Source organism: Croceivirga sp. JEA036, from assembly GCF_011882165.1.
In the GTDB taxonomy this organism is placed as follows: Bacteria; Bacteroidota; Bacteroidia; order Flavobacteriales; family Flavobacteriaceae; genus Croceivirga.
The window spans coordinates 366,854-392,487 of sequence record NZ_JAATON010000001.1 but is presented as its reverse complement, the minus strand read 5'-3'; the positions used below and the strand labels follow the sequence as shown (position 1 = coordinate 392,487).

Annotated in this window: 17 protein-coding genes; 9 read left to right on the top strand and 8 right to left on the bottom strand. The window is 37.7% G+C overall.

What is annotated here, in order from left to right; translation table 11 throughout:
• The first annotated feature begins 101 nt into the window (after window positions 1-101).
• The 5 genes from HCO57_RS01380 (at window position 102) to HCO57_RS01360 (ending at window position 4,866) form a co-directional block, all read left to right on the top strand.
• Window positions 102-950 (top strand): AraC family transcriptional regulator, encoded by an 849-nt coding sequence (locus tag HCO57_RS01380; protein ID WP_167987506.1) that lies wholly within the window; start codon window positions 102-104, stop codon window positions 948-950.
• 316 nt (window positions 951-1,266) lie between these two features.
• The gene (locus HCO57_RS01375) at window positions 1,267-2,013 is read left to right on the top strand and encodes a hypothetical protein (RefSeq protein WP_167987505.1); all 747 of its coding nucleotides are present in this window, start codon (window positions 1,267-1,269) and stop codon (window positions 2,011-2,013) included.
• 21 nt (window positions 2,014-2,034) lie between these two features.
• Window positions 2,035-2,631 (top strand): hypothetical protein, encoded by a 597-nt coding sequence (locus HCO57_RS01370; protein WP_167987504.1) that lies wholly within the window; start codon window positions 2,035-2,037, stop codon window positions 2,629-2,631.
• Window positions 2,632-2,870: 239 nt separating this feature from the next.
• On the top strand, window positions 2,871-4,142 hold the full coding sequence (locus HCO57_RS01365) for an AbiH family protein (protein WP_167987503.1): 1,272 nt from the start codon (window positions 2,871-2,873) through the stop codon (window positions 4,140-4,142).
• Window positions 4,143-4,359: 217 nt separating this feature from the next.
• Window positions 4,360-4,866: a hypothetical protein gene (locus HCO57_RS01360; RefSeq protein WP_167987502.1), complete on the top strand. Its 507-nt coding sequence runs from the start codon at window positions 4,360-4,362 to the stop codon at window positions 4,864-4,866.
• A 122-nt stretch (window positions 4,867-4,988) separates the two neighbouring features.
• Here HCO57_RS01360 and HCO57_RS01355 read toward each other — a convergent pair whose 3' ends face one another.
• The 5 genes from HCO57_RS01355 to HCO57_RS01335 all read right to left on the bottom strand — a co-directional run bounded on the left by HCO57_RS01355 (window position 4,989) and on the right by HCO57_RS01335 (window position 13,729).
• Entirely contained in the window at window positions 4,989-6,383 is a 1,395-nt protein-coding gene (locus HCO57_RS01355) for a c-type cytochrome domain-containing protein (RefSeq protein WP_167987501.1), read from the bottom strand.
• A gap of 14 nt (window positions 6,384-6,397) precedes the next feature.
• Window positions 6,398-7,528, bottom strand: a complete 1,131-nt coding sequence (locus HCO57_RS01350; protein ID WP_167987500.1) for a 6-bladed beta-propeller — start codon at window positions 7,526-7,528, stop codon at window positions 6,398-6,400.
• A 9-nt stretch (window positions 7,529-7,537) separates the two neighbouring features.
• Window positions 7,538-9,040 carry a DUF1501 domain-containing protein gene (locus HCO57_RS01345; protein ID WP_167987499.1) on the bottom strand — a complete coding sequence of 501 codons (1,503 nt, stop codon included), beginning with the start codon at window positions 9,038-9,040 and terminating at the stop codon, window positions 7,538-7,540.
• Between the two features lie 11 nt (window positions 9,041-9,051).
• Window positions 9,052-12,258, bottom strand: a complete 3,207-nt coding sequence (locus HCO57_RS01340) for a DUF1553 domain-containing protein (RefSeq protein ID WP_245167520.1) — start codon at window positions 12,256-12,258, stop codon at window positions 9,052-9,054.
• A gap of 133 nt (window positions 12,259-12,391) precedes the next feature.
• Window positions 12,392-13,729, bottom strand: coding sequence for a Gfo/Idh/MocA family protein (locus HCO57_RS01335; RefSeq protein ID WP_167987498.1), 1,338 nt, complete (start codon window positions 13,727-13,729; stop codon window positions 12,392-12,394).
• Between the two features lie 90 nt (window positions 13,730-13,819).
• Here HCO57_RS01335 and HCO57_RS01330 point away from each other — a divergent pair, with 90 nt between their 5' ends.
• Window positions 13,820-14,695 carry a helix-turn-helix domain-containing protein gene (locus HCO57_RS01330; protein ID WP_167987497.1) on the top strand — a complete coding sequence of 292 codons (876 nt, stop codon included), beginning with the start codon at window positions 13,820-13,822 and terminating at the stop codon, window positions 14,693-14,695.
• A gap of 2 nt (window positions 14,696-14,697) precedes the next feature.
• On the opposite strand, the gene HCO57_RS01325 is transcribed toward HCO57_RS01330, so the two are convergent.
• On the bottom strand, window positions 14,698-15,741 hold the full coding sequence (locus tag HCO57_RS01325; RefSeq protein ID WP_167987496.1) for an SMP-30/gluconolactonase/LRE family protein: 1,044 nt from the start codon (window positions 15,739-15,741) through the stop codon (window positions 14,698-14,700).
• A gap of 184 nt (window positions 15,742-15,925) precedes the next feature.
• Between HCO57_RS01325 and HCO57_RS01320 the strand changes: the two genes are divergently transcribed.
• Together HCO57_RS01320 and HCO57_RS01315 are read left to right on the top strand one after the other, a co-directional pair.
• Window positions 15,926-17,182, top strand: coding sequence for a glycoside hydrolase family 117 protein (locus HCO57_RS01320; RefSeq protein WP_167987495.1), 1,257 nt, complete (start codon window positions 15,926-15,928; stop codon window positions 17,180-17,182).
• 5 nt (window positions 17,183-17,187) lie between these two features.
• A complete protein-coding gene (locus HCO57_RS01315) occupies window positions 17,188-19,509 on the top strand; it encodes a DUF5060 domain-containing protein (RefSeq protein ID WP_245167519.1) in 2,322 nt (773 codons plus the stop codon).
• Window positions 19,510-19,511: 2 nt separating this feature from the next.
• Here HCO57_RS01315 and HCO57_RS01310 read toward each other — a convergent pair whose 3' ends face one another.
• Window positions 19,512-20,672 (bottom strand): mandelate racemase/muconate lactonizing enzyme family protein, encoded by a 1,161-nt coding sequence (locus HCO57_RS01310; RefSeq protein WP_167987494.1) that lies wholly within the window; start codon window positions 20,670-20,672, stop codon window positions 19,512-19,514.
• Window positions 20,672-21,925 carry an MFS transporter gene (locus HCO57_RS01305; RefSeq protein WP_167987493.1) on the bottom strand — a complete coding sequence of 418 codons (1,254 nt, stop codon included), beginning with the start codon at window positions 21,923-21,925 and terminating at the stop codon, window positions 20,672-20,674. The genes HCO57_RS01310 and HCO57_RS01305 overlap by 1 nt, the downstream gene beginning before the upstream one ends.
• A 400-nt stretch (window positions 21,926-22,325) precedes the next feature.
• Between HCO57_RS01305 and HCO57_RS01300 the strand changes: the two genes are divergently transcribed.
• Complete coding sequence (locus HCO57_RS01300; RefSeq protein ID WP_167987492.1) at window positions 22,326-25,625, top strand: SusC/RagA family TonB-linked outer membrane protein; 3,300 nt, start codon at window positions 22,326-22,328, stop codon at window positions 25,623-25,625.
• The last annotated feature ends 9 nt before the right edge of the window (window positions 25,626-25,634 follow it).

Sequence of the window (25,634 nt, the reverse complement as noted above, 5' to 3'; positions counted from 1 at the left end):
TAGCTTCTTAATTAGCGTAAAAACGCATAATACCAATCTATTCTGTCTATTTTTAATGAAATAAATTATTTTTACAGACAAAATAGAAAATACTTTCGCTTTTGAAACCACAGTTAGAAGCTATTCCGTTTCCCGACAATAGCAACATCCTTGCTTACACTTATGAAGGTTCTCATTTTGATGCGCCTTGGCACATACATCCGCAATGCGAGCTTACCTATATTACCTCTAGTGAAGGTACCAAGTTTATAGGCGACCATGTTAGTAATTATGTTCCGGGCGAATTGGTATTACTCAACACCAATTTGCCGCATTGTTGGAAGAATCATGCGCAGGAGAATGTAAAAAGTGCGTCTATTGTAGTACAATGGAATACCAGCATCTTTACGGCTATACCAGAATTACAACCCATAAGAGCCTTATTGCAAGCTGCGAGTCATGGGCTATTATTTTCTGCTACTGCCACTGCCCAAGTTTTACCACTACTACAAACCTTACCAAAACTTAAAGGAACAGCGCAATACTTGCAATTGCTACAGGTTTTATTTGACTTAAGTAAGGCCAGCTGTACCCCCCTGTCTTCCGCAAAATTTACCAAAGAAATGCCTTGGAAACATAACAACCGTATTGCCAAAGTGCACGATTTTGTAGCTGCTAATTACCACAAGCAAATACAGTTAAGGGAAATTGCTACTTTGTTGAATTTATCGGAACAAGCCTTTTCCCGATTTTTTAAAAAGATGATGGGCCGTTCCTTTTTTACCTATTTAAATGAATACCGTATTAATCTTGCCGCTAAAATGTTGGTGGATACGGATTTCACTGTAGCAGACATTGCCTTTAAATGCGGGTATGAAACGCTACCCTTTTTCTTTAAAAAATTTAAGACGCAATACCAAGCAACCCCTACTGTGTATAGAAAAGAACATGGTAGAAAGCTTTTGCGTTAATCGTTAGTGGTTGTTGGTTGTTGGTTGTTGGTTGTTGGTTGTTGGTTGTTGGTAAACCGAATAAAATTTAAAACAACGATTTTTTTTGCTGACTCAGGGCAAGTACAAACTGCTACATCTTTATTGTTCATAACTTACACCTAACCGCTAACCCAAATGGTAACTTTTGTAGGTAATAATTAGGTATATTTATCCCATAATCTTCCCCCAACCCAAGTATTTGCATTTGGAAATAATTAATTAATAATAAGGATGGCTTTCCGTCTAATGACGGATATACATTTGTTGTAAACAACTTAGACCAACCAAATCTTAAATGAAAGAAGAAGCTCCTATAGTTCCGAAAATCAAATATGTTTTAAAACAGATTTCGAAACGGAAATCAGAGACTTATATGCTTGAAATAATAAATCATTCTTTCTTCGACTTTGAAAAACATTTTAACAATCATCATTTCCCGAATGCTTATAATCTTAAAATATATCTTACACCTGATATTTATTCTAAGTATTATGGTATGAAAAAGGATGTTGAGGAAATTATTAGAAAAAGAATTAATGATTCTTCTGAATTAGAGGTTCCTGAACTTAAATTATTGCCAGATTACCAAAAACTGGAACTTTTATCAACTGAAGTAAAACCAATATACACAAAATGGGAGGAGATAAATACAATTCAACAAAAACTCATAGAAATACTAGAAAGAAGCTTAGATTCCATTGATTATCAAAGCATTGGAAATACAGCAAGGACTCTAATGGACAAATTAGCTAGAGCTGTTTTTAAAACTGATTTACACAAAGCAGATGACCCAACTATTGAGTTGAATAATGGAAAATTTAAAAATCAATTAAACACATATATTTCTTTTGAGCTTAAAGGCAAGAAAAATAAGGTATTGAGAAAAGTGGCTGAATCGTCAATGGAATTCGTTAGTGACTCAATTGATTTAATGAATTCAACAACACACAAATTAGACGCTGAAAGGCATTTTGCAGAACTATGTGTTATTAGTGCAATTAGTGCAGTAAGTATTATTAAGATTATAGATGAACTTGAATAAAAACTCTAAGTGATAATTTGAATGGATATAGTTGAAGAAATATTAAAATTTTCAATCGGAGGATTAACAATAGCAGGTATAGTGGTTTATTTAGGTAAATTAATTTTAACTAAAAGCTCCGATATCCTAATCGAGAATCATAAAAGTCAACTCGAAATATCAAAAGCAGAACATCAAATACGATTTTCAAGTCTTCATACTGAAAGAGGAGAAATAATTAAATTACTCTATCAAGACCTGTATGAATTAGAACAGAAACTTGTGATTATGACAAGTTTATTTCAAGGTTCAGAATGGGCAAAAGATAAAACACGACATGATGACGCAATTAAAAAATATCATGAGACCTTTAATAGGCTAGAGAAAAATAGAATCTATTTCTCCGATAAATTATGTGGGCAAATTTCAAATGCCCTTGACTATTACAAAAGTATCATTGAACAGATGATACATGCCAAAAACAAGTCTAAATATGAAAATGACGGTACTGGATTTAGATTTCCTGAAGGTCAGGGCTCTTTGGAATTGTGGATGGACGCTGAGAAAAAAGCAGAAATAGAATTAAGAGATTTAAGACTGAATTTAGCAGTTAAATTTCGAGAATTAATTGGAGTATAAAACTGTTTACAACACAACCTATAAACAATACGGGCTTAGGGCTCAATCGCAGGGTTTACGTATTTTTATGAGGTCGCGAAATCTTTGGGATTTCGCTTTGACACAAAAAAAGAAAAAACAAAACCAAAAGATTTCGCTAAGTGCGTGGCGGAAAGCAAACGCAAGTTTGCTCCCGTACTGTTCATAGCTAAACCCTTGACTACAAGCTAACAAACATCCGTAAAAACCGAAAATGGTAAATGAATAGAATAGTACTTATTGGAAACGGCTTTGATTTGGCTCACGGAATGAAAACCAGTTACAATCATTTTTTGTCTGACTATTGGAGTAGGACTATTCACGAAATCCAAGAAACTGCACTTGGCAGACCGTTTGAGAATGATGAGATAAAAGTAAATGTTTCGCCATCCAAATTTATAACCGGAAATACTTTTCAAGATTTGGAAATTGGGATAAAAAACTACCGGAATTCAAAACTTGAATTTAAAAATCGATTTTTAAAAGAGATAACCGATAAATCATACCTAAATAATTGGGTTGATGTTGAGAATGAATATTACACGCTACTAAAACACTCTTATCAAAATTCAACAAGCACTAAAAGCTATGACATTTCAGAATTAAATTCGGATTTTAAACGCGTAAAGGACTTACTACAACAATATTTAACTCGAATAGAAAAAGAATTTGAAGAAAATATAGATTCCAAAATATTAAGAATCAAAACTACAATAGGGAATAAAATATATTCACCATTCAAACTAAAAGATTTTTCAGAAGATGCAGTAAATCGTAGAGCTGAATTGGAGTATAACGCTTTAAAACAAAATATTACTGCAGTACAAGCTAATCATATTTCGATTGACGAAATAAGTGAATATCAAAGAAATATTATTAAAAGGCTTGGAAAAAGAGACCATCAAAGCGAAATTAAAAAGATGCTTCTATCGGAATCAGCCATTAACTACTTTGATTTGATTCCTGACCAAACACTTCTCTTAAATTTCAACTATACATTTACGGAGTTACTTTATCAAGACCCAAAAAGATTTTATAATTTAACAGAAACGAAATATACAATACCAAAGTTTAATCACATTCACGGAACTACGAATAGATTAGATAAAAACCCCATTATTTTCGGATTTGGAGACGAAATTGATAATGACTATAAATCAATAGAGGAACTCAACGATAATAGATATTTAGAGAATATTAAATCAATTAACTATTTAGAATCAGATAATTACAAACAACTTTTAGAATTTATTAATAGCGGGAACTTCCAAATATTCATTTTGGGACACTCTTGTGGTATATCGGATAGAACACTTTTAAATACAATGTTTGAACACAATAATTGCGCATCAATAAAACTTTTTTATCATCAAAAAGAGAACGAAGTTGATAACTACAGTGATATCGTTAGAAATATATCTCGGAATTTTAACGACAAAGCAAAAATGAGAGATAGAGTTGTAAATAAAAAATATTGCGAACAATTGAGTTAAAAGCTAGTTACCAACAACGTGTATAGCTAATTTCTAATCAGTTGTTTAACTCAAAGTTTAGGGCTATTTGCAAAATCGCCAAATTTCTAAATTTGACTACTTTAAAAAGTAAGATAAATATTAAAATTTAAAAATCTGGCTTGTGTCTCAACAGAAAATTAATCGTTAATTTACACACAACTATCTATAAATCATGTCGTTGCGACTAATTTGAAAAATGAGTACAGATAAAGAAAAAACATCAAGAATTGATTTATATGTTGACCATCTTTTAGATTGTAAAGACATGGACAACCTTATTTTGAAAGGTCATTTAATGACTGAATTGGCACTTCAATATTTAATAAATGAATTCGCAAAAAAGAAAGTCAATTTTAAAAAAGTACGATTTACGTATTCAAATAAATTAGAAATCGCAAGGTTACTTGGACTATTTGAAAATGGAAATGCACAACTTTATCGCTTATTAAAATTATTGAACAGATTGAGGAATTCAATTGCCCACAATGTGGAATACGATGCAAAAATACTAAACAAATTTTTTGAAGAATGTTACATTCAATCAATTCAAGGGGCAAATAATATTAAAATAATGAATCCTGAAGACAAGATTGAATATAAATTAAGTAAAATCGAAGACACTATTATAAACGGAATTCACTTTAGACTATTACTTAATATTTCCATGATATGTTCTAAAATTTATAAAATTTCTGGATTGTAACAAAAAAACTATACCACCCGCTGGCGCTAGTTTATACCTAGTTCCGTACTTGTTAATACTTACTAGCACCCAAATAGGCTACTATTTTTATAACTTTTAACCATAGCCTCATAACTAAACAGCTACGCCCCTGTAATTACCTCTAAGGTACTCTCTACATCTAATGCCGTAAGCGCTTCTGGGGTGATGCTCGTACGCCATACATATACCTTTTTTAACTGCGGCATTTGCACCAAACTAGGCAACACCTTATTACTTACGTTGGTATTATAGATATTCAGCGATTGTAACTGCTTAAGCGTTGCCAATTGCTGCACTTGCGCATCTGTAATGCTGGTATTATCTAAAACCAACTTTCTTATATTTTTAAATTGGGCTATTCCTTGTATCATGGCATCAGAAAGGGTATTACCGCCTAAATCTAGCCATAATATGTTGGTACCTATGTCGGTTAGCAACGTAAAATCTTTTTCCCACGCCGCTACATTTGCGGGCGTAATGGTATGGTCTTCTAAGGTTATTTCTAACATGCCAGAACCATCTACCAATTCGCGCACCCCAAACCCTTTGACTTTGAGTTCGTTTAATTTTTCCAGTGCAAATGGCGCAGCAGTTGGTAAACTTTCTGTACCCCCATGCCCTTCTGCTCCTTCCGCTGCAAATCCTAATTTACGTTCTGCAATTTGCATCACCTCTTCTGGCACCTCTACACTGCCTAGCGTAGCTTCTTGATTCCCTTGTCCGCTTTCTATCCAAAACTTAACCAAGGTCATTTCTTCCTCTGTTAATGGTGTTTTGCCTTCTGGCGGCATAAAATCATCATGATGTTCTGGTAAGGATATGCGTTTAAATAATTCGGACTGCTCCAAATTGCCTGCCACTAGTACTGGGCCACCTTCTCCCCCGGTTTGCAAAGCATCAAACGTATGCATGGCCAATCCTCCTTTTTTCTTAGAGGCATTGTGGCAGCTCACACACTTGGCTTCAAACACGGGCTGTACCAAATAAGGATACACGCTTGCATCTTCTAACTTTGCCAGTTCTGGCAAGGGCTCTTCTTTGACTCTAAAGGGCGCATATTTTACCAGATATTCCTCGCCATGCGTTAAATTACCCCCGTAGTGGCCGGTAACGCTCAATAAAACAACCATTACGGTTAAAAGCGCCATATTGGGTTTCGCCTTTTGTAAGGCCTTTACAGGTAGTTTATTGGTCTTTACGAGCCAAGCGAAAAAAGCAACTAGGGTAGTAAAAACACCAAACCACAAATGTCCGTTAAGCATATCTTGGTCATAATCTCCACTTAAAGACAACATATACCCCAAAACACAGGCCATTAAAGCACTTAGCGTACCTGCTAGTAAGGCAATAGGTACTGCGGCGGACAATGCTTTGTTTTTGGTAAAGCGTTCTGTGACTTCTAAGATTAGGGCGAATAGTAAAAACCCAATAGGCAAATGCACCACCAAGGGATGAAATCTCCCTAGAAATAATACAAAATCTGAAACTTCTTGCATGCTAAAATTCTTGGTTAAATACGCTCCAGTTTATAGGGCGCAGAGTGGTTGGCATTCCATTGGCAGATGTACAAATTTTTATCTTCATCTACACACACATCATGCCCATGTAATATGGGTTTTTCTTCTAGCTGATAGCTTTTTTGCAAAACGCCATTCTTATATTCTGGTGCCGTGCCTCCTGGATTAGACACTACCTTATCTCCTTCCATAATAGTAACAAAACCGGTATGGTCTTTCCAATTGGTTTTCCCAACCTTAGGCTGCGACCAACACACACCTGCGTATAAATTATCATCATCAAAAACAGCTCTACATACCTGCATATTGGGCATGGCTACCGTTTTTATGTATTTACCGTCTAAGGTATAGTACTTAAAACATTGTTCTGTTCTAGAGGTAGCAACCACCATTGGGTTTCCTTTTTCTCTATAGTCAATAGCCACACCGTGTGCACTAACCAACCGGTAATTGGGGTCTGGATGGTTTGCTCCGCCCCAATGACGAATGTACCTACCATTACTGTCGTATTGGATAATTCGGCTCTCCCCATAACCGTCTGCCACATAGATATCTCCATTGGGGCCAATAGCGGTTTCCGTAGGGCAAAATGATTCCTCTGGTGTGTACACACCTATAGTCATCGGGTGGCCAATATCAAACAAAACTCTACCGTCTACTGTAGTCTTAGCTACACGTCCGTTGTGTTTTACCATTTGATTGCCTTTCCCTAACGCCCAACCAGAATCGGTAATGTACAACATGTCTTCCCCGCCTTCATCATGCAAGGTTAGCCCGTGCCCTCCTTGATAGGCAGTGCCCCAATAGTCTAATAACTTACCGGATTTATCAAAAATTAAAATATTATTCTGTGGATGGTCCCCTACCATAATTAGCCTTCCTTTACTATCCATAACCATCTCATGGCAATTAAGCAGTGGAATTCTTGTAGCACTAATTTGCGCCCAGTTTTTGGTAAGCTTGTATTGGTAGTCGCCATGACCTAAAATGGTATCAGTCTCGTTCAACAAACGGTCTGGATTTTTTTTACTACCAATCACTGTTGCTCCAAATGCTGAGGAGGTTGCCGCTAGAGCTGTGCTGGCTAAACCTGTAGTTTTTATAAAATTTCGTCTTGTGGACATATAATTAGGTTAGGTTAAAACATCCTTGACCACATGGCCGTGAACATCTGTTAATCTAAATCTTCTTCCTTGGTGTTTAAACGTTAAACGTTCATGGTCTATACCAAACAAGTGCAGTAACGTAGCATGGAAATCATGTACATGCACAGGGTTTTCTGTTACGTTGTAACTAAAATCATCGGTCTGGCCGTAAGTCATCCCTGGTTTTACGCCAGCACCCGCCATCCACATGGTGAATGCCTTAGGGTGGTGGTCTCTACCATAATTTTCTTTGGTTAACTGACCTTGAGAATATACCGTTCTTCCAAATTCGCCACCCCAGACTACCAAAGTATCTTCTAACATCCCGCGTTGTTTCAAGTCTTTGATAAGGGCTGCCGTTGCCTGGTCGGTTTGTTTGGCTTTAAACTTAACGCCATTAGGGCAGCCAATATGCTGGTCCCATCCTTGGTGGTATAGTTGTACAAACTTAACGCCCTTCTCTAATAATTTACGTGCCATTAAACAATTGGCAGCGTATGTTCCTGGGTCTCTACTGTCTTTACCATACATCTCAAAAATATGCTCTGGTTCGTCTTTAGTATCGGTTACTTCCGGTATAGATGTTTGCATCCGGAAGGCCATTTCGTATTGCGCCATACGCGACTGTATTTCTGGGTCCCCGTAGGCATCATGCTGTATACCATTTAGCTTATCTAGGTAATCTAGCATTTTCTTACGGTCATTACCATCATAATTATCCGGATTGTTCAAGTATAACACTGGGTCTTTACCTGAACGAAATTGAACCCCTTGGTGTTCTGTGGGTAAAAATCCGTTGCCCCACAAACCAGCTTTTAGTGGTTGCCCAGTACCGTTTTTAGATATAAGTGTAATGAAGGTTGGTAAGTTTTCATTATCAGAACCCAACCCATAGCTTAACCAAGAACCTATAGAAGGTCTTCCTGGCAATTGGTGCCCGGTTTGCATAAAAGTTACCGCCGGAGTATGATTAATTTGGTCCGTTTGCATAGATTTTATAAAGCACAAATCGTCTACAATTTCTGCCGTATGTGGCATTAGCTCACTTACCCATGCTCTTGATTCTCCATATTGTTTAAAATTGAAGATGGAAGGTGCAACTGGCAATGTGGATTGACTACCACTCATCCCAGTTAAACGTTGACCACCTATTATAGATTCTGGCAAGTCTTTCCCAAACATATCTACTAATCCTGGCTTGTAATCAAACAAATCTAATTGGGATGGTCCCCCACTTTGGAACAAGTAAATAATACGTTTAGCTTTGGGTAAATGATGTGGCAACCCCAGTTTATTGCGTGTAAAATTATTTACAGCTTCACCAGATTTACCTAGGGTACCCCATGCTTTTTCTGCACTTAGCAAACTGCCCAATGCCATTGCACCGATACCTAAAGATGTTTTCTTTAAAAAATGTCTACGGTCTAGCTGTTTTTCAATTTCTTGAAAATCTTTGTTATTAGAACGTAATGTATCATGATGATTACACATAGCAAGTTTTTTTATCGTTTTGTAATAAAAGCATCAGAATTCATAATCGTCGATGCCACCACGGCATTCGCAGCAACCAAAGCGGCATCATCCGCAGGGTCTATTTTGTGTTCCCCAATACTTATCCAGCCTTGTGCCTTAGCACCATTGTTTTTAAACTTTTCAAATTCTGAATGTTGCAACTCCGTTAGGATGGTTAACTCCTCATCTTTAATAGTACGCCCAGTTAACTTTTTGTAGGTCTTTGCAATCCCTTCTGCAACACTGTTATATTCCACCATCTTTTTGCCAAGTACTCTTGCGGCTTCTACAAAAGTTGGGTCGTTTAGTAACACCAATGCCTGTAATGGGGTATTGGTCTCCTGCCTTCTTGTGGTACATAAATCTCTAGAAGGCACATCAAAAGTAGATATAGTAGGGTGTGGAACGGCCCGCTTCCATACGGTATACATACTTCTACGGTACAATTCTTCTCCTTGTCCCTGCGGATATTTATCTCCTGTAACACGCCACAATCCTGGCGGTTGATACGGATGTACGCTCTCCCCTCCTATTTTTTCATTCAGTAATCCCGAAGCATACAGCGCGTTATCCCTTAACATTTCTCCCGATAGTCTTTTAGAAGGCCCTCTAGCCAACAATCTATTTTCACCATCCATCTCCATCAAATCTCTTGTAGCCAAACTGCTTTGTTGGTAGGTATTAGACATCACTATTAATTTATGCAATGCCTTAACGTCCCAGCCAGACTCCACAAACCTAATTGCTAACCAGTCTAATAATTTTGGATGCGATGGCAATTCTCCTTGATTTCCAAAATCTTCCGCCGTTTTTACAATACCAGTACCAAACAAATTTTGCCAATATCTATTGACGGTAACTCTTGCAGTTAACGGGTTGTCTTTATCTGTAATCCATTTGGCCAAGCCAATCCTGTTCTTTTCAAACTTATCAGAAAATGGGAATATGGCTTCTGGCGTATTAGGGAAAACAGAATCCGTAGGCTGATCATACTGGCCGCGTGCTAAAAGGTAGGCTTGCCTTTTATTCTTACTTTCCTTCATCACCATAATCTGCTTTACCTTATCTATACTATCTACGAGCACCAATCGGTCTTCTTCTAAAGCTTTTATTGCCTTTTGATACGGTTTAGAAGTAGCAGAAACATAGTACTGTTTAAGCATGGCTTTTTCTTGCGCTGTTAGGCTTGCGTAGGCTTTTTCTTTTAAAGTACTAAGCTTCTCCTTATCCGAAATTTGAAGCACCTCTACAGGTGTCAACTCTTTATCAAAAACCATGAGATTATCTACCACAGCACCGCCAATGCCCTTACCACGCCAAACCGCTCCAATACGTAATCCTGGTTCAATAATCGGGCTATTCTCATACAACTGTAAACCGTGAAAGATAATGTCCTTATACAAATTATCATGTAAGGTTTTGGTTTGTAGTTTTTCACCATCCATATAAATAGAAACCCCATCTGCCTTACTAGTACCATTGTAAGTTAGGGTAAGTTGCACCCACTTTTCTTTCGGAATTTCTTTAATTGATTCTATTACTAGGGCGTTATCTGGCCATACATGTGCCAGCAAAGCCTCTAGTTTATTTTCTTTTATTTTTAAATGATATCCTCTAAAACTATGTAGTTCCGGGCTGTTCATTTTATGAAAGATTACACCCGTTTCTAAGTCTTTAGGCACAAAGACTTCTATACCAATAGAGAACGATTCTGCACGCTGGTAAATACCAATTTTATCCAAATCTAGCCAGGTATCGCCATCCATGAGTAAACCTTTACCAGTGCTACCCTCTTTAAAAATGGGCTTTTCATTATCTACAAACTGCTGGCGCATACGGATGTTGTTCTTACCATTACCGCCAATAGTGTTCACCAATTTCCCAGCATCAAAGTCTAACGCTGCTACCAGATTATTTGGTTTAGCAGTTGAGGATATGGTTTTATACTGTTCTTGTTTAACCCAGTTTTCTGCTTTTTCGGCTTCCGTTTCAACAGTAATGGCCACTTTTTCTTCTTTTTCTCCCACCAGTTTTTCTAAATACGCCAATACTTGTTCTTGTTCCTCTGTCGGAATCATCATTGCAGGTACCGGTGTGGCATTATCCCAAGATATAAGTCCGGTTTCATCTACATTATTAAAGAAGCTGAACATCTCAAAATAATTTTTCTGAGAAATAGGGTCATACTTATGGTCGTGGCATTTGGCACATTCCATGGTAAGTCCTAAAAATCCTTGACTAGCTACATGAGAACGGTCAGCTACGTATTCTACCCTAAACTCCTCATCTATAATACCCCCTTCCATATTTTGAGGGTGTAAACGATTAAAGGTGGTTGCCAATTTTTGCTCACGCGTAGCATTAGGTAACATATCTCCTGCCAATTGCCACAAAATAAATTGGTCATAAGGCATATTTTCATTAAAACTTTTAATGACCCAATCGCGCCAAGGTGAAGTATCTCTATACCTATCCACACTGTAGCCATGCGTATCTGCGTAGCGTGCCAAATCCATCCAATCCAACGTACGTTGCTCGCCATATTTTTCTGAGGCCAACATACGGTCTACCTGCTTTTCAAACGCATTGGGCGCATCGTCATTTACAAATTCTTCTATTTGCTCTAGTGTGGGTTGTAGTCCTGTTAAATCTATAGAAGCCCTTCTAAGTAAGGTTTCTTTATCTGCTATATCTGATAGTTTTAAGTCTAATGGCTCTAACTGAGCTAGCACAAAATTGTCTATTGGATTAGCTACTTGGTCTGTGTTTTTAACCTTAGGAACCTTATGTTTTTCTGGCTTAATAAACGCCCAATGGTCTTTGTATTCTGCCCCATCTTCTATCCACTTCACCAGCATGGCCTTTTCCTTATTGGTTAAGGTTAGGTGCGAATCGGGCGAGGGCATTATAAGATTAGGGTCTGCAGACATAATTCTGTGGAATACCTCACTCTTAGCTAATTTCCCTGGAACTATAGCACGCTTACCTGGATTTTCTGGTAATTCTTTGTAAGCTGCTTCTGCAGAATGCAGCTGTAGTCCACCCTTAATATTACCTGCATCTGGTCCATGACACAAGTAACATTTATCTGACAGTATGGGTTTTACATGCTGATTAAAATCTAATGTCTCTGGTAAGGCCTCATATTCTGCCGCTACTTCTTCTGGCAATTCTGGCCCACCACAGGAGATTCCCATTAGTATGGGAATGAGAAAAAATCTTTTTAACATTCGCATTTGCGTGTGTAGTTTTCAGTTAAGTCAAATCTATTAGAAAGTATCGGCTTCTTCAATATCCAAAAAAGGCTATTAATTGTACATTTCCGATATTTTAAAATTTTCTTTCTTTTCTAGAACGCAGTTTATTGGCGGCAGCATCGCCTTTAAATTTTTCTTTTTCAGGATTCCACTCTAGTTCTCTATTAAGCTTATACCCAATGTTGGCAAGATGACATATAGTTGCAGAACGATGCCCAATTTCTACATCGCAAACCGGCTTGCTTCTCTTTTTAATAGCATTTAACCAATCTGCAGCATGGTTATCAGACTTATACAAACGGGTATCTGTAGAAGATAAATTGGTAGAAACCAAGTTTTCTGGTGTAGTTTCAAAATAATTTCTGCTGATATCCATTTGACCTTTAGAACCAAAGAAACGGACACCCCAACCACGACCAAAGTCTTTATGCTCCACTTCTATTCCGTTAGCATAATACATTTTTAACCCTCTGACGGCATTTTTGTCTTTAGGGGGAACAATTTTTACGGGCCCTGAATGGTCCATACCTAATGCCCATTGCACAATATCAAACATATGCGCCCCCCAATCCGATAAAATTCCTCCACCGGTTTCCTCAAACAAACGCCAATCTGGCCAAAACTTTACATCATTAGAAGAAGGAGCTAATCTATGGTTATAAGCCAATAGTGGAGCAGGCCCACACCAGTTATTCCAATTTACCGCTGCAGGCATAGCCTCGTGAGCTAAATCATAGGCCTTTGCAGGATCCCCTACATTAACTTCTACCCTTGTTATATCACCCAAATACCCATTTCTAACCAGTTCACATGCTTTTCTAAAAGTATCCCAAGAACGTTGCATGCTACCCACTTGCAGCACCTTATCTGACCGCTCTACTGCTTTTACCATAGCCCTACCTTCTGCAATATTATGAGATAAAGGTTTTTCACAATACACATCTTTATCTGCCTTTACACTATCCAATACATGTTTGGCATGCCAATGATCTGGAGAGGCTATGACAACAGCATCTATGGCAGTATCCATAAGCATCTCCTTATAATTTAAATAGCTTTTTACGCTATTATTTTTTGTGCTATTCCTTATTTCTTGGTAACTGCTAGCTACGTGATTCTTAAACCAGTCGTTTTTGGTAGTCCATACATCTGAACAAGCAATAATTTCTGCATGATTTGTTATCATCCCTTTGGCTAGACCTCTACTCTGTTTACCCAAACCAATGAAACCAATATTAATTTTATCGCTCGGAGCAATAAAACCTTTACCCAACACATGCCTTGGTACTATGGTTAGGGCACCTACGGCAAGACCTGTTTTTAGTATAAAGCCTCTCCTAGTAGTTACAGGTGTTTTTTTGTCCGTTTCCGACTTTTTTTTCAATTTAGCATTCTGTTTGTCAGTTTTCATATTTACGTCAGTTTAGTGTTTTCTAAATTAGAATTTACTAGGGTTTAGGGCGAAAACAAATCGTTTGTAAACTGCAACAAATGTTTTATTATGCTAGAATTACTGCAATCACTTAAAATTAGCTTACTACATACGGGTTTTGCTAAACTTGGAAAGGAATGGGATTATGACAATGTTATAAGCCCTTTTGTTCGCTTGTTTTATGTTACAAAAGGCACAGCCAAATTGTATCATAACCAAACTACTTTTAACCTTAAAGAAGGCTATATGTATTTAATACCTAGTTATGTTTATAACCGGTATAAATGTGAGGATTATCACGAACAGTACTACATTAGTTTCTTTGAAGAAATACGAACAGGTTTATCCCTTTTTAATCTGCGCTCTGTTAAGTACGAAGTACCTATACAAAACGAGGATGCCGCTCTTTTTAAACGTTTAACTACCTTATACCCAAAACGTAAAATAATTAATAATGATCCAAAGGCCTATGTGCATCAGCCACAAGAATTGTTGGCTTTTAATAAAAAACATGCTCAAAATAGCACGCAACGTTATTTAGAGACACAGGGTATACTCACCGTTTTACTTTCTAGATTTATAGAAAATGAAGCACCTAATACTACAAACGCTACTACAACAAGCAGAATACCAGATGTGCTTTTCTACATTGCAGAACATTTAACTGCTCCTTTAGAAATAAAAGATTTAGCAAATAAATACCATGTAAGTACTGACCATTTTTCGCGCATATTTCTAAAAGAATTTGGTATGCGACCTAATCTATACATACAAACAAAGCGTATAGAACGCGCTCAACTCTTACTCTGTACAACAGCGTACAGCTTAGAAGAAATAGCTCATAAGGTAGGAATAGAAAATTTTTCTTACTTCAGTAGAACGTTTAAAAAAATTACAGGCACAACCCCAGGCAAGTACAGAAAAAATCAGCATTTATCGCCTTAATTCTACAGCAACGCAATCCGTAGTAATGCATCATCTGCAGTAATGTACAGATATTTTTCTGCTACCGCTAACGCGCAATTGCCAGTTACTTTGGTAGTAGCAAGAGTACCCAAATGTTTTCCTTTATGATCTAAGACCAAAACGCCATCCGGACCCGCAACAAAAAGATTTCCTTTAGCATCCACTTTTATACCATCTGGCAATTGCTTAACCGTACTATTTATAAATAACTGAGTAGCATCAAAAAATGGTTCTTTAGCTCCTAATCTGCCTCTAGCGTCAACCGCAAATTGCCAAATCATAGCCAATTCTGGGTTAGAATCTGCCACGTACAAGATTTTTTCATCCGGAGATAGGGCAATACCGTTAGGAAAAGGGATGTCCTCTACCAGCAAAACCACCTCTCCATCTGTAGTTAAGCGGTAGACACCAGAAAAACCGATTTCACTCGCTTCTTTACCAAAACCAAAAGTGGGATCCGTAAAATAAAGGTTCCCTCTACTATCATAAACCAAGTCGTTGGGGGAATTGAAAGGTTTTCCTTGATACTCTCCTGCTAAGGTTTGAAATAACGCAAAACCTTCATCATTAAAACCTAAAAACTTACTCACTCGCTTATCACCCACTTGACAAAGGATTAATTCGTTTTCTTTATTGAACGTTAATCCGTTAGAGCCTTTTGTTATTTCTAAATTTTTACCGGTATACCCAGAAGGCGATATGTAAACAGACACACCATCCTTTGCTGACCATTGGTACAACTTATTTTCTGGCACATCTGAAAAGTAGAGGGTTTGGTTTGCGGCATTCCATACGGGTCCTTCTGACCAGTTAAAGCCCTCTGCCAATACTTCAATCTTAGCATCAGTTGCTATAATTTCATCTAATTTATCATCTAGCCTAATGACCTCCCCTATTGTAGTATACGTAGTAGGAGCTTTGGAATCTGGTATTGGTGTTTCTTTTTCTTTTTTAGGCTTACAATTACTACCTAGTATTAGGAGTAATAATCCTAGTATTACGGTGATTGGTTTGGTTGGCCTCATGTTTATAAATGTATAAATTACATTTAAATATAGCAAGCTAAATATTTTACTAAATACAATTCGTTTTATTTACAAAACCATTTGTGGCAAGGATTAAAACAAACGTTATCTACATACCTTGAACCCCTAAAAGTGGATTGCCTTCAATATTTTAATTTAGAATTTTACTTTAAACCAAACTGCAATGAAGATTAAATTGTCTTTTATAGCACTAGTAGCCCTAGTGTTATCTCCAAGTATAAAAGCGCAAGATGCTTTTCCTTTTGAGTTACCAAAAGAAAAACCAAACCGCCCATTAAGTTTAGCTTTACAACGCAATTATGACCAATATTTAGCGCCAAGACCAGAAGACAATGAGTTGTATTCCCAATTTAAATACACCGAATTAAAGGGTTTTGATTACCATAATCATGATGGTACCATATCTAGAAGAGACCCTTCTAAAGTAATTTTTGCTAACGGCAAATACTACGTTTGGTATACGTACCGTAATACCCCAACACCTCCGCAAGGTGCTAAAAAAAGCAATGATACCATACCTTCTTCGGATTGGGATTTATCAGAAATTTGGTATGCTACCAGTGATGATGGAATTACGTGGGAGGAGCAAGGTGTTGCTATAAAAAGACCGGAAAAACCAAACGTGGGTTGGCGCTCTGTGTCTACTACAGATATTTTAGTGTTTAAAGGTAAATATTACTTGTACTATCAAGGATTTATGGAAGCTAGCGGCAAACGTGGTGATGACTGTCCTGTAACGGTATCTTATGCAGATTCGCCAGACGGACCTTGGACTGCCACCCATCAAATTGTTATTCCCAATGGAGAAAAGGGTACTTGGGATCAATACTCTATCCATGACCCACACCCCTTGGTTTACAACGATAAAATATACCTGTATTATAAATCTGATTTTGATGGCAACCCAAATCTTGTGCGTATGCAAGGTTTAGCAACCGCAGATCATCCCCTAGGTCCTTTTACCAAGCATCCATTGAATCCTATAATGAATTCTGGCCACGAAACCACCATGTTCCCTTTTAAAGAAGGGATTGCTGCTTTGGTAATAAAAGATGGCAACGAGCATTTTACCATACAATATGCTCCCGATGGCGTAAATTTTTCTATCGCTGCGATATCTGAACTACTACCGATTGCGGGTGGGCCATTTATACCAGATGCATTTACCAATACCAAGGATGGTAGAGGTATTACTTGGGGTATTAGCCATTTGATAAACGCGGGAGAAAGAGGGTCCCAACATTCTATTTTATTACGATTTGATTGTGATTTGAGTCAGGATATTCATGACCCAGATATGAAGCATCATTCTAATATTTGGCATTACAAACCTGAATTTTACTACAAGTTGGGCTTAAACAACAAGCAGAAAGAACGGATTGCAAAAGCTACCGAAGCTTTAAAAAATCAGCAAAAATAAATTCAATGAAGCTGTATATAAAACCCTTAAAACTTCTGTTCTTATTGGCTGTAGGTTGCTTTTGTAATAACAGTATCAGTGCACAGAAAAACCTAACAAATACCATAAAAAGTTTAATGCCTGATGCCAAGTTTATCAGCGCACAAGCTTTTGATAGCCCAGCGTTTTACCAAGACCAACATTGGCTTGCCATTAATCCAAATACAACTAAAACCGCCACTGCTAGCTATACTTTTAAGGGTACAACAGGCAATTATGATGTGGTTTTATTTACTGTGGGAGAAAATGACGGTAGGTCTACCTACTCTGTTAGAAAAAATAATACCCAATTTGGATGGTATAGTCCCGCTTTGAGTACCTCAACGTTTGAAGAAGGACCAGAATACACCAAAGTCTTTGAGGCTATTACTTTAAAACAAGGCGATAATATACAAGTGGTAGCTGGTATAGGTTCTCAAGACCAAAAAGAGTTTAGTAGAGGTAGATGGTCTGGCATTGCCCTTACCCAAGCTGGCAAGGGCAAGCGTTTACTTGCAAAAATTAAAGCAGAATTAGCAGCTAAAACTCCGCTGGCCATTACGGGTGAATTGAAAAAATGGCACAAAGTAACTCTAACTTTTGATGGACCAGAAAGTGCAGAAGACGCAACGGACAATCCGTTTATGAACTATCGCCTAAACATTGTATTTACCCATGTAAAAAGTGGAAAAAGCTATGTAATTCCAGGATACTTTGCTGCTGATGGTAATGCAGGTGAAACCTCTGCGACTGCCGGCAATAAATGGCGGGCGCATTTTGCCCCTGATGAAATTGGCGAATGGGAATTTAAAGTTGACTTTAGAAAAGCCAACTTTAGTGCTGTTAGCAATAAACCAGAGACGGGCAAAAGCGCAGGATTTATGGATGGCTACCTAGGTAGTTTTGCTATAGCACCAACAGATAAAACCGGAAACGATTTTAGAGCTAAAGGAAGACTCCAATACATAGGCAAACGCTATTTACAGTTTGCAGAAACAGGAGAATATTTTTTAAAGCAAGGTGCAGATGCCCCAGAAAACTTTTTAGCATACGCGGACTTTGATGGTACTTTTCACAACGATGGTCATAAGGACCATCTGGTAAAAACATGGAAAAATCATTTACAAGACTGGAAAAAAGGAGACCCCACATGGCAAAATGGCAAAGGAAAAGCTATGATTGGTGCATTAAACTATTTGGCAAGTAAAGGTTTAAACGCCTTCTCTTTTCTTACAAATAATATCGCTGGTGATGACCAAAATGTTTTTCCCTACGTAGATTATGACACTTGGGACCGTATAGATGTTTCTAAAATGGACCAGTGGGAAGTTGTTTTTTGTCACGCACAACAACTGGGTTTATTTTTACATTTTAAGACCTTAGAAGTAGAAAACCAAGGCTTGTTAGACAATGGTGGTGTTGGTGCCAATAGCAAATTGTATTACCGTGAACTCATGGCACGTTTTGGACACCATTTAGCGTTAAATTGGAATTTATGCGAAGAAAATGGGGAGTGGGTTAAAAACCCGACTACGCCGCCACAAAGTACACAAGAGCGTTTGGCCATGGCCCATTATTTTAAGGAAAATGACCCTTATCATCACCATCTGGTTATCCATAATGGCATTCCTTATGATGACTTGCTTGGTCCAGAATCTGGTATTACTGGTCCTTCTGTACAAACCCATAGAGCAGATTTTAGTAGCATACACAAAGAGGTATTACACTGGTTAAATGCTTCTGAAGAAGCAGGATTTCCTTGGGCCGTTGCTGTAGATGAGCCGGGAGATGCACAACATTCTTTATTACCAGATGCGGAAGACCCAAACCATGATATGGCTCGCAGAAATGGACTTTGGGGTACTTTAATGGCAGGCGGTTGGGGAAATGAATGGTACTTTGGGTATGCACACGCTCATTCTGATTTGACTTGTGAGGACTATCGCTCTAGAGATTTATTTTGGGACCAGGCCAAAATAGCCTTAGACTTTTTTAAACAACAACAGATTGCTGTAGACCAATTAGAAAACAATAACCAATTGGTGGGTAATACTACCAATAATAATAGCGTCTACTGTTTAGCAAAACCCAACCAGCTATATGTGGTTTACAAAAACAATATAGAACGTGTCTCTTTAGACTTAAGCCAAACTACAGGAGAATTCTCCGTACAATGGTATAATCCAAAAGTGGGAGGTGTTATGCAAAACGGGAACGTAAAAAAAGTCGTTGGTGGTAGTAAAGTTGATTTAGGCAAAGCCCCCAATAAAAAACAAGAAGACTGGGTCATTTTACTTAAAAAAGTATAACCCTACCAATTGGTAAGAGAACCATCTTTGCGGTACAGCCTTGGTATTTCAATCGGTGTAAATTTGCGTTCTTTTGCCAATGCTTCATTAAATTCAATTCCCAATCCAGGACCTTCTGGCACTTTATAACGTGGCCCATCTAACACTGGTCTAGTCGTATAAAAATCAGGAGCATCTGTACCCATGTATTGCGCCGGAGTATTCACTTCTTCTAACCAAGCAAAATTAGGACAAGCTGCTGCTACGTGTATTGTAGCTGCTGTACAAATTGGTCCTAACGGGTTATGCGGCATTAAATCTATATAATGGGCTTCTGCTAAACTAGCCACCTTCATGGTTTCCGTGATGCCACCCAAATTACAAACATCTACCCTTGCAAATTGCGTTAAATTTTCTTCTAGAAATGGTAAAAACTGCCATTTGCTAGCAAACTCTTCACCTATAGCAAAAGGGGTGTCTATCATTTCTCTTAAAGCTTTATACGCTTGCGGCGACTCATCCCTAATGGGCTCCTCTATATAATCCAAGGTACCTGCTGGCATCCGTTGTATAAAAGAATAGGTTTCTGCTGCAGTTAAACGCGTATGGTAGTCAATACCCAAAGTTATTTCCCAACCCAATTCTTTACGCAAGTCTGTAATCCAATTTGCTAATTGCGCTATGGATGTTCTAGGCTCAAATTGTGTGGGATTAGAAGTTGCTTCAAACTCAGCTGGAGCTAAACGTAACATAGTCCACCCTTCTTTAACCAAAAGCTTTGCATAAGAAAACAATTCTTCTTTAGTGGTAAACCTAACAGAAGCAAAACACGCTACATAGTCTCGCTGTTTACCGCCAAGTAAATCGTACACCGGAATTTCTAAGTGCTTACTTTTAACATCGTGCAACGCAATATCTATGGCCGAAATAGCAGCAGTAAGCACCCTACCACCTTCAAAATATTGGCCGCGATACATTTCTTGCCAAAGAGCTCCAATAGCATTAGCATCCCTACCTATAAGTAAGGGTTTAAAATGTTCTAAAGCACCCACAACAGCGAGTTCCCTACCACTAATGCCAGAAGCGCCATAACCATACAAGCCATTGTCTGTTTCTATTTTCACCACCAATTGGGCAGAACTACCTACATTTATAGGATAGCTATAAATATTTTCTATTTTCATCAGGAATCTGTTTTATCTATTTCAATTCGTTTTACACTACCTACTAGAAATACGTAGGCTAAAAATCCGACTAGGGCTACCATACTTATATATAGCAAGGCCGGACTAAAATCGCCCTCTTTAACCAAATAGCCAATAACTACCGGCGTAACTACTGCAGATAGTCCACCTATAAAATTAAACACTCCTCCGGTAAGACCTATTAAGTTCTTTGGTGCCATGAGCGAAATAAACACCCAAGTAATACTAGCAAAACCGTTCCCAAAAAAAGCAAGCGCTAAAAAAGCAATAATCAACGTGGTATTATCCGTATAGTTTGCACCGATAATTATAGTGGACAACAGTGTGCCTCCAATAACAGGAGCTTTACGGGCAATCTCTGTAGAAAATCCTTTTTTAACCAGAAAATCTGAAGTAAAACCTGCCAGTAGCACACCAAAAAAAGCGGCTAAAAACGGAATGGATGCTAGAAATCCCGACTCAAGAAAATCTAGTCCTCTATATTTTACTAAATAGGTAGGGAACCAGGTTAAAAAGAAAATGGCTAAAGTTCCCAAACAAAATTGACCAATATATAGACCCCATAATTTGCGAGAAGTAAATGCATATTTAAGTTGATGCCATTGGATGGATTCTTTTTCTACTTTGGCCACCTCTTTGTTATTAGTATCCTTAGTCTTAACAGGGTCCCGATACAAGACATACCATAATACACCCCAAACAATACCAATTATACCAGAAACGATAAACAATCCACGCCACCCTAAAGCATCTTGTATCGCAACCAATAAAGGGGTTAAGAATGCTAAGCCAATGTATTGCCCAGAAGTATAAATAGCTATGGCAGAAGCTCTCTCGTTCTCTGGAAACCATTTTGTAACAATAGCATTATTTGTAGGATAGCTAGGAGCCTCAAAGACCCCAATTGCCGCTCTTAATCCTAATAAAGCACCAAAAGAATTAGCTAATCCTTGTAATAAAGTTGCAATAGACCACGTAATTAACATAATAGTATACAACACTCTGGCTTTAACCCTATCTACTATAAGACCTCCAGGTATTTGTAAGCCCGCGTATGTCCATGCAAAAGCAGAAAAAATGAGACCCATTTTAACAGAGTCTAATTCTAAATCCTCACTTAAGGCAGAAGCTGCTACAGAAATATTACTCCGATCTAGGTAGTTAATGACTACAGTAAAAAATACCATAGCCAGAATACCATAGCGTTTTTTACGCTTTTCTGTTGTTATCATTGTTTGGTTTTTAGTGGTTATTGCAGTTGTGTAATGATAAAAAATGGCGGCCATACGCCGCCATTTGTAAACTAGAAAAAAACTAAACTACTATTAACAATTAGGTAAGGTTTAAAGATATACTTGGCGACACCAGACCTACACAACAATTGCGTTCTTAACTAGAACAAATGGTTTGTTTTACGTATTTTAACATATACACAAGGTTTATCAAAAATTTAAAATTTATAACCTCTAATTTAATTTACCTTATTAAAACCACCCCAAAACACGCATTATATCAATATTTTAGATAAATAAACAAAAGCAATAAAACCATTTGTCGCTCTTAAAGAACCATATGTATACGGGCGTTTTAACAATAATTTAAACCTTGCAGCCAGAGATAACTGAATAAATTATGCGACAAAAAACAATCAAACTAAGAACACTACGGTTAGTGTTAGGAGTATTCCTATTAAGTATAGGAATCTCTTACGGACAAACCCAAAAAGTGTCTGGTACCGTCAGCGATGACACCGGACCTTTGCCGGGCGTGTCTGTAATTGTCAAAGGAACCACAAATGGTACGGCTACCGACTTTGACGGCAATTATGAAATTACAGCGGGGCCAAATGCTATTTTAACCTTTAGCTATATTGGTTATAAACAAAAAGATGTAAAAATTAATGGCAGAAAAAGTCTAGATGTTACCCTAGATGCAGATGTTTCTGCTTTGGATGAGGTGGTTATTATTGGCTACGGTAGTGCCAAAAGAAAAGATCTTACGGGTGCTATTGCCTCGGTAAAAGGAGAGGAACTAGACAAGGTTAAACCTGTAACTTTTGAAGGTGGTTTAGCGGCAAGAGCTGCGGGTGTGCAAGTAGTACAATCTGGTGGGGAGCCTGGTGCTGGTTTTAACATTAGAGTACGGGGTGGTAGTTCTATTACAGCAAGTAACGATCCATTATATGTAATTGATGGTTTTGCCATACAGGGTAATTCTTCTAGCACGTCTGTAGGTTTAGGTAATTCTACAACGAGCCCGTTAGCCTCCATTGACCCGAGTACAATTGAGTCCATTGAAGTGCTTAAGGATGCTTCTGCTACAGCTATATATGGTTCTCGTGGTGCCAATGGTGTCGTTATCATCACTACTAAAGGAGGTAAAAAAGGTAGAGCATCTTTAAATTTTGAAACTTTTACCGGTATTTCTAATATAGTTAGACCAATAGACTTAATGAGTGGTCAAGAATTTGTAGACTTCTGGAATGATTATTTTCCATGGAATGGAAACATAGCAGAAGACGATTTCAATACAAGAGCTTTTAGATATGATGATGGAACGCCTATCGACTTAAGTGACCCAAGAGTTTTAGTAACCGACTGGCAAGATGAAATTTCTCGTTCTGCTTTAACTAAAAGTTATAAAGTATCCATGTCTGGTGGTGGTGAAAACAACACCTATTCTGGTTCCTTTTCATATTTAAATCAAGAAGGGATTATTAAAACATCTGCTTTTGAGCGTTACAATGGTAATCTTAACATTAATCAAAACATAAGTGACCGTTTAAAAGCTGGTGTTAATCTTAACCTAGGTATCAACAAAAATGCAGGTATTGTTAGTGCCGCAGCAGAAAATGGTAACGGTAGAAATGGTATTATCACCTCTGCAATTTTGTTCTCCCCCGTACAAGGTATCAATAGAGATGGTGATGCTGAATACGATGAAAACGGACGCATTATTTCTGTTAGAAATGGTGATATTACTAATCCGCTCGCAAACTTGGAGTACAATAGTAATAACAGAAAGGCATTCCAATCTTTTGGTAGCGTTTTTGTGCAATACCGTATTGCAGATGGACTTACATTTAAATCGTCTTTAAGAGGTAACATAAGTGCCACAAAAGGCACAGCTTACTTTTCTGAACGTATTGGTTGGGGGCGTACCGCTAATGGTAGAGCGTTTATTAGCAATAATATAGGTACAGGTTTAATCACAGAGCAGAACCTTAACTTTAACAAAACTTACGGCGACCATAACATCAACGCCACTGCGGTTTATGAAGAGCAACAAAACACCTTTGAATTCAACACCTCAGGTTCAACAGGATTTGATTTACCGGGTGTAAATCTAGATAATTTGAGTGCAGCTACAGAACATATTCCTAATAGATCAGGTTTTAGTAAAAGTACCTTAAAATCATATCTAGCAAGAGTTCAATACGGTTATAAAGGAAGGTATACCTTTAATGCTAGTGCACGTTACGATGGCTCTTCTAGATTTGCAGAGGGCAGTAAGTACGGTTTCTTTCCATCTGCTGGTGTAGCATGGAACGTTGCCGAAGAGAATTTCTTAAAAAATAGCAATACCATAAACACCTTACGTTTTAAAGCAAGTTATGGTGAAACGGGTAACACTAATATTGGATCGTATCGTTCTTTTGCTCAAGCAGGAGTTGCAAGTACCATTCTTAATGGTAATCAGTTGATAACTGGGGCAGCAGTATCACAACTTGCTAACCCTGATTTAACATGGGAAACTACCTCTCAATTTGATGCTGGTGTTTCTTTAGGTTTATTTAGAAACAGAATTAATCTAGACGTAGATTATTACAACAAACAAACCAAAGATTTATTACTAGAGGTACCTTTACCTTTAACTTCTGGTTTTGAATTTTCTTTCCAAAACTTGGGTAGTTTAGAAAATACTGGACTAGAAATCTCTTTGAACACTACGAATATCACCAATGAAAATTTTACTTGGACATCTAACTTCAACATTAGTTTTAATGATAATAAAGTACTAGACCTAGGGGGTGCCGAAGAGTTTTTTACTAGAGCTATTGGCGACAACCAAATAGGCAATGACTACGTAATTAGAGTCGGTGAATCTTTAGGTTCCATGTTTGGTTTGCAAACAGACGGAATTTATAACTATAGTGATTTTGCTGCATTTGACGGTTTATCTGATGCCGAAGCAGCCGAAAAAATAAGAGCAGATGCGGCAGAACAAGGGATTCCTTGGTATGATGTGGTGTACGAATTGAAAGAAGGCACTGTATTATCTTCGGGACAACCAGATGCTACTAAATACCGACCAGGTATGCCAAAATTTGTAGATCAACTTACCGTAGACACGGATGGTGATGGTGTGCCAGATGAAGCTGATGGTATTGTAAACACGGATGATAGAACTATTATTGGTAACGCACTACCTAAGCATTTTGGTGGTTTTACCAATAATTTTAGATACAAAAATTTAGATTTATCTATCATTACCCAATGGTCTTATGGTAACGATATTTATTTAAAAACAGCCAACAAAGGTAGTGCGCAGGCCATACCGTTTTTAAATAAAATAGGATATGTGGCCAACAGATGGACCCCCGAAACACCAAATACGGACGTACCTGCAATTTGGGGAGATGGTGATGGTGGAATCAATGGTGTTGCCTATTCTAATTTAATACATGATGGTTCTTATTTTAGAATTGGAAATATCACTCTAGGCTACGAACTTCCAACGGACCTTAAATCTACATTAGGACTCAAATCCTGTAGAATATATGGTGCGGTAGATAATGTTTACGTATGGACTAACTATATAGGTTATGACCCAGATGTAAGTGTAGGTAACAATCAATTAACTCCTGGTTTAGATGCGGATTCTTATCCAAGATCAAGAACGTTTAGATTAGGACTAAGTGTTGGATTCTAAAAAAATAAG

Excerpts from the sequence above, each read along its gene's own strand:
- HCO57_RS01315 (WP_245167519.1), top strand. The coding sequence starts at position 17,188 with ATGAAGCTGTATATAAAACCCTTAAAACTTCTGTTCTTATTGGCTGTA.
- HCO57_RS01310 (WP_167987494.1), bottom strand. The coding sequence starts at position 20,672 with ATGAAAATAGAAAATATTTATAGCTATCCTATAAATGTAGGTAGTTCT.
- HCO57_RS01370 (WP_167987504.1), top strand. The coding sequence starts at position 2,035 with ATGGATATAGTTGAAGAAATATTAAAATTTTCAATCGGAGGATTAACA.
- HCO57_RS01360 (WP_167987502.1), top strand. The coding sequence starts at position 4,360 with ATGAGTACAGATAAAGAAAAAACATCAAGAATTGATTTATATGTTGAC.
- HCO57_RS01305 (WP_167987493.1), bottom strand. The coding sequence starts at position 21,925 with ATGATAACAACAGAAAAGCGTAAAAAACGCTATGGTATTCTGGCTATG.
- HCO57_RS01355 (WP_167987501.1), bottom strand. The coding sequence starts at position 6,383 with ATGCAAGAAGTTTCAGATTTTGTATTATTTCTAGGGAGATTTCATCCC.
- HCO57_RS01340 (WP_245167520.1), bottom strand. The coding sequence starts at position 12,258 with ATGGGAATCTCCTGTGGTGGGCCAGAATTGCCAGAAGAAGTAGCGGCA.
- HCO57_RS01350 (WP_167987500.1), bottom strand. The coding sequence starts at position 7,528 with ATGTCCACAAGACGAAATTTTATAAAAACTACAGGTTTAGCCAGCACA.
- HCO57_RS01320 (WP_167987495.1), top strand. The coding sequence starts at position 15,926 with ATGAAGATTAAATTGTCTTTTATAGCACTAGTAGCCCTAGTGTTATCT.
- HCO57_RS01330 (WP_167987497.1), top strand. The coding sequence starts at position 13,820 with ATGCTAGAATTACTGCAATCACTTAAAATTAGCTTACTACATACGGGT.
- HCO57_RS01325 (WP_167987496.1), bottom strand. The coding sequence starts at position 15,741 with ATGAGGCCAACCAAACCAATCACCGTAATACTAGGATTATTACTCCTA.
- HCO57_RS01375 (WP_167987505.1), top strand. The coding sequence starts at position 1,267 with ATGAAAGAAGAAGCTCCTATAGTTCCGAAAATCAAATATGTTTTAAAA.
- HCO57_RS01335 (WP_167987498.1), bottom strand. The coding sequence starts at position 13,729 with ATGAAAACTGACAAACAGAATGCTAAATTGAAAAAAAAGTCGGAAACG.
- HCO57_RS01345 (WP_167987499.1), bottom strand. The coding sequence starts at position 9,040 with ATGTGTAATCATCATGATACATTACGTTCTAATAACAAAGATTTTCAA.
- HCO57_RS01300 (WP_167987492.1), top strand. The coding sequence starts at position 22,326 with ATGCGACAAAAAACAATCAAACTAAGAACACTACGGTTAGTGTTAGGA.
- HCO57_RS01365 (WP_167987503.1), top strand. The coding sequence starts at position 2,871 with ATGAATAGAATAGTACTTATTGGAAACGGCTTTGATTTGGCTCACGGA.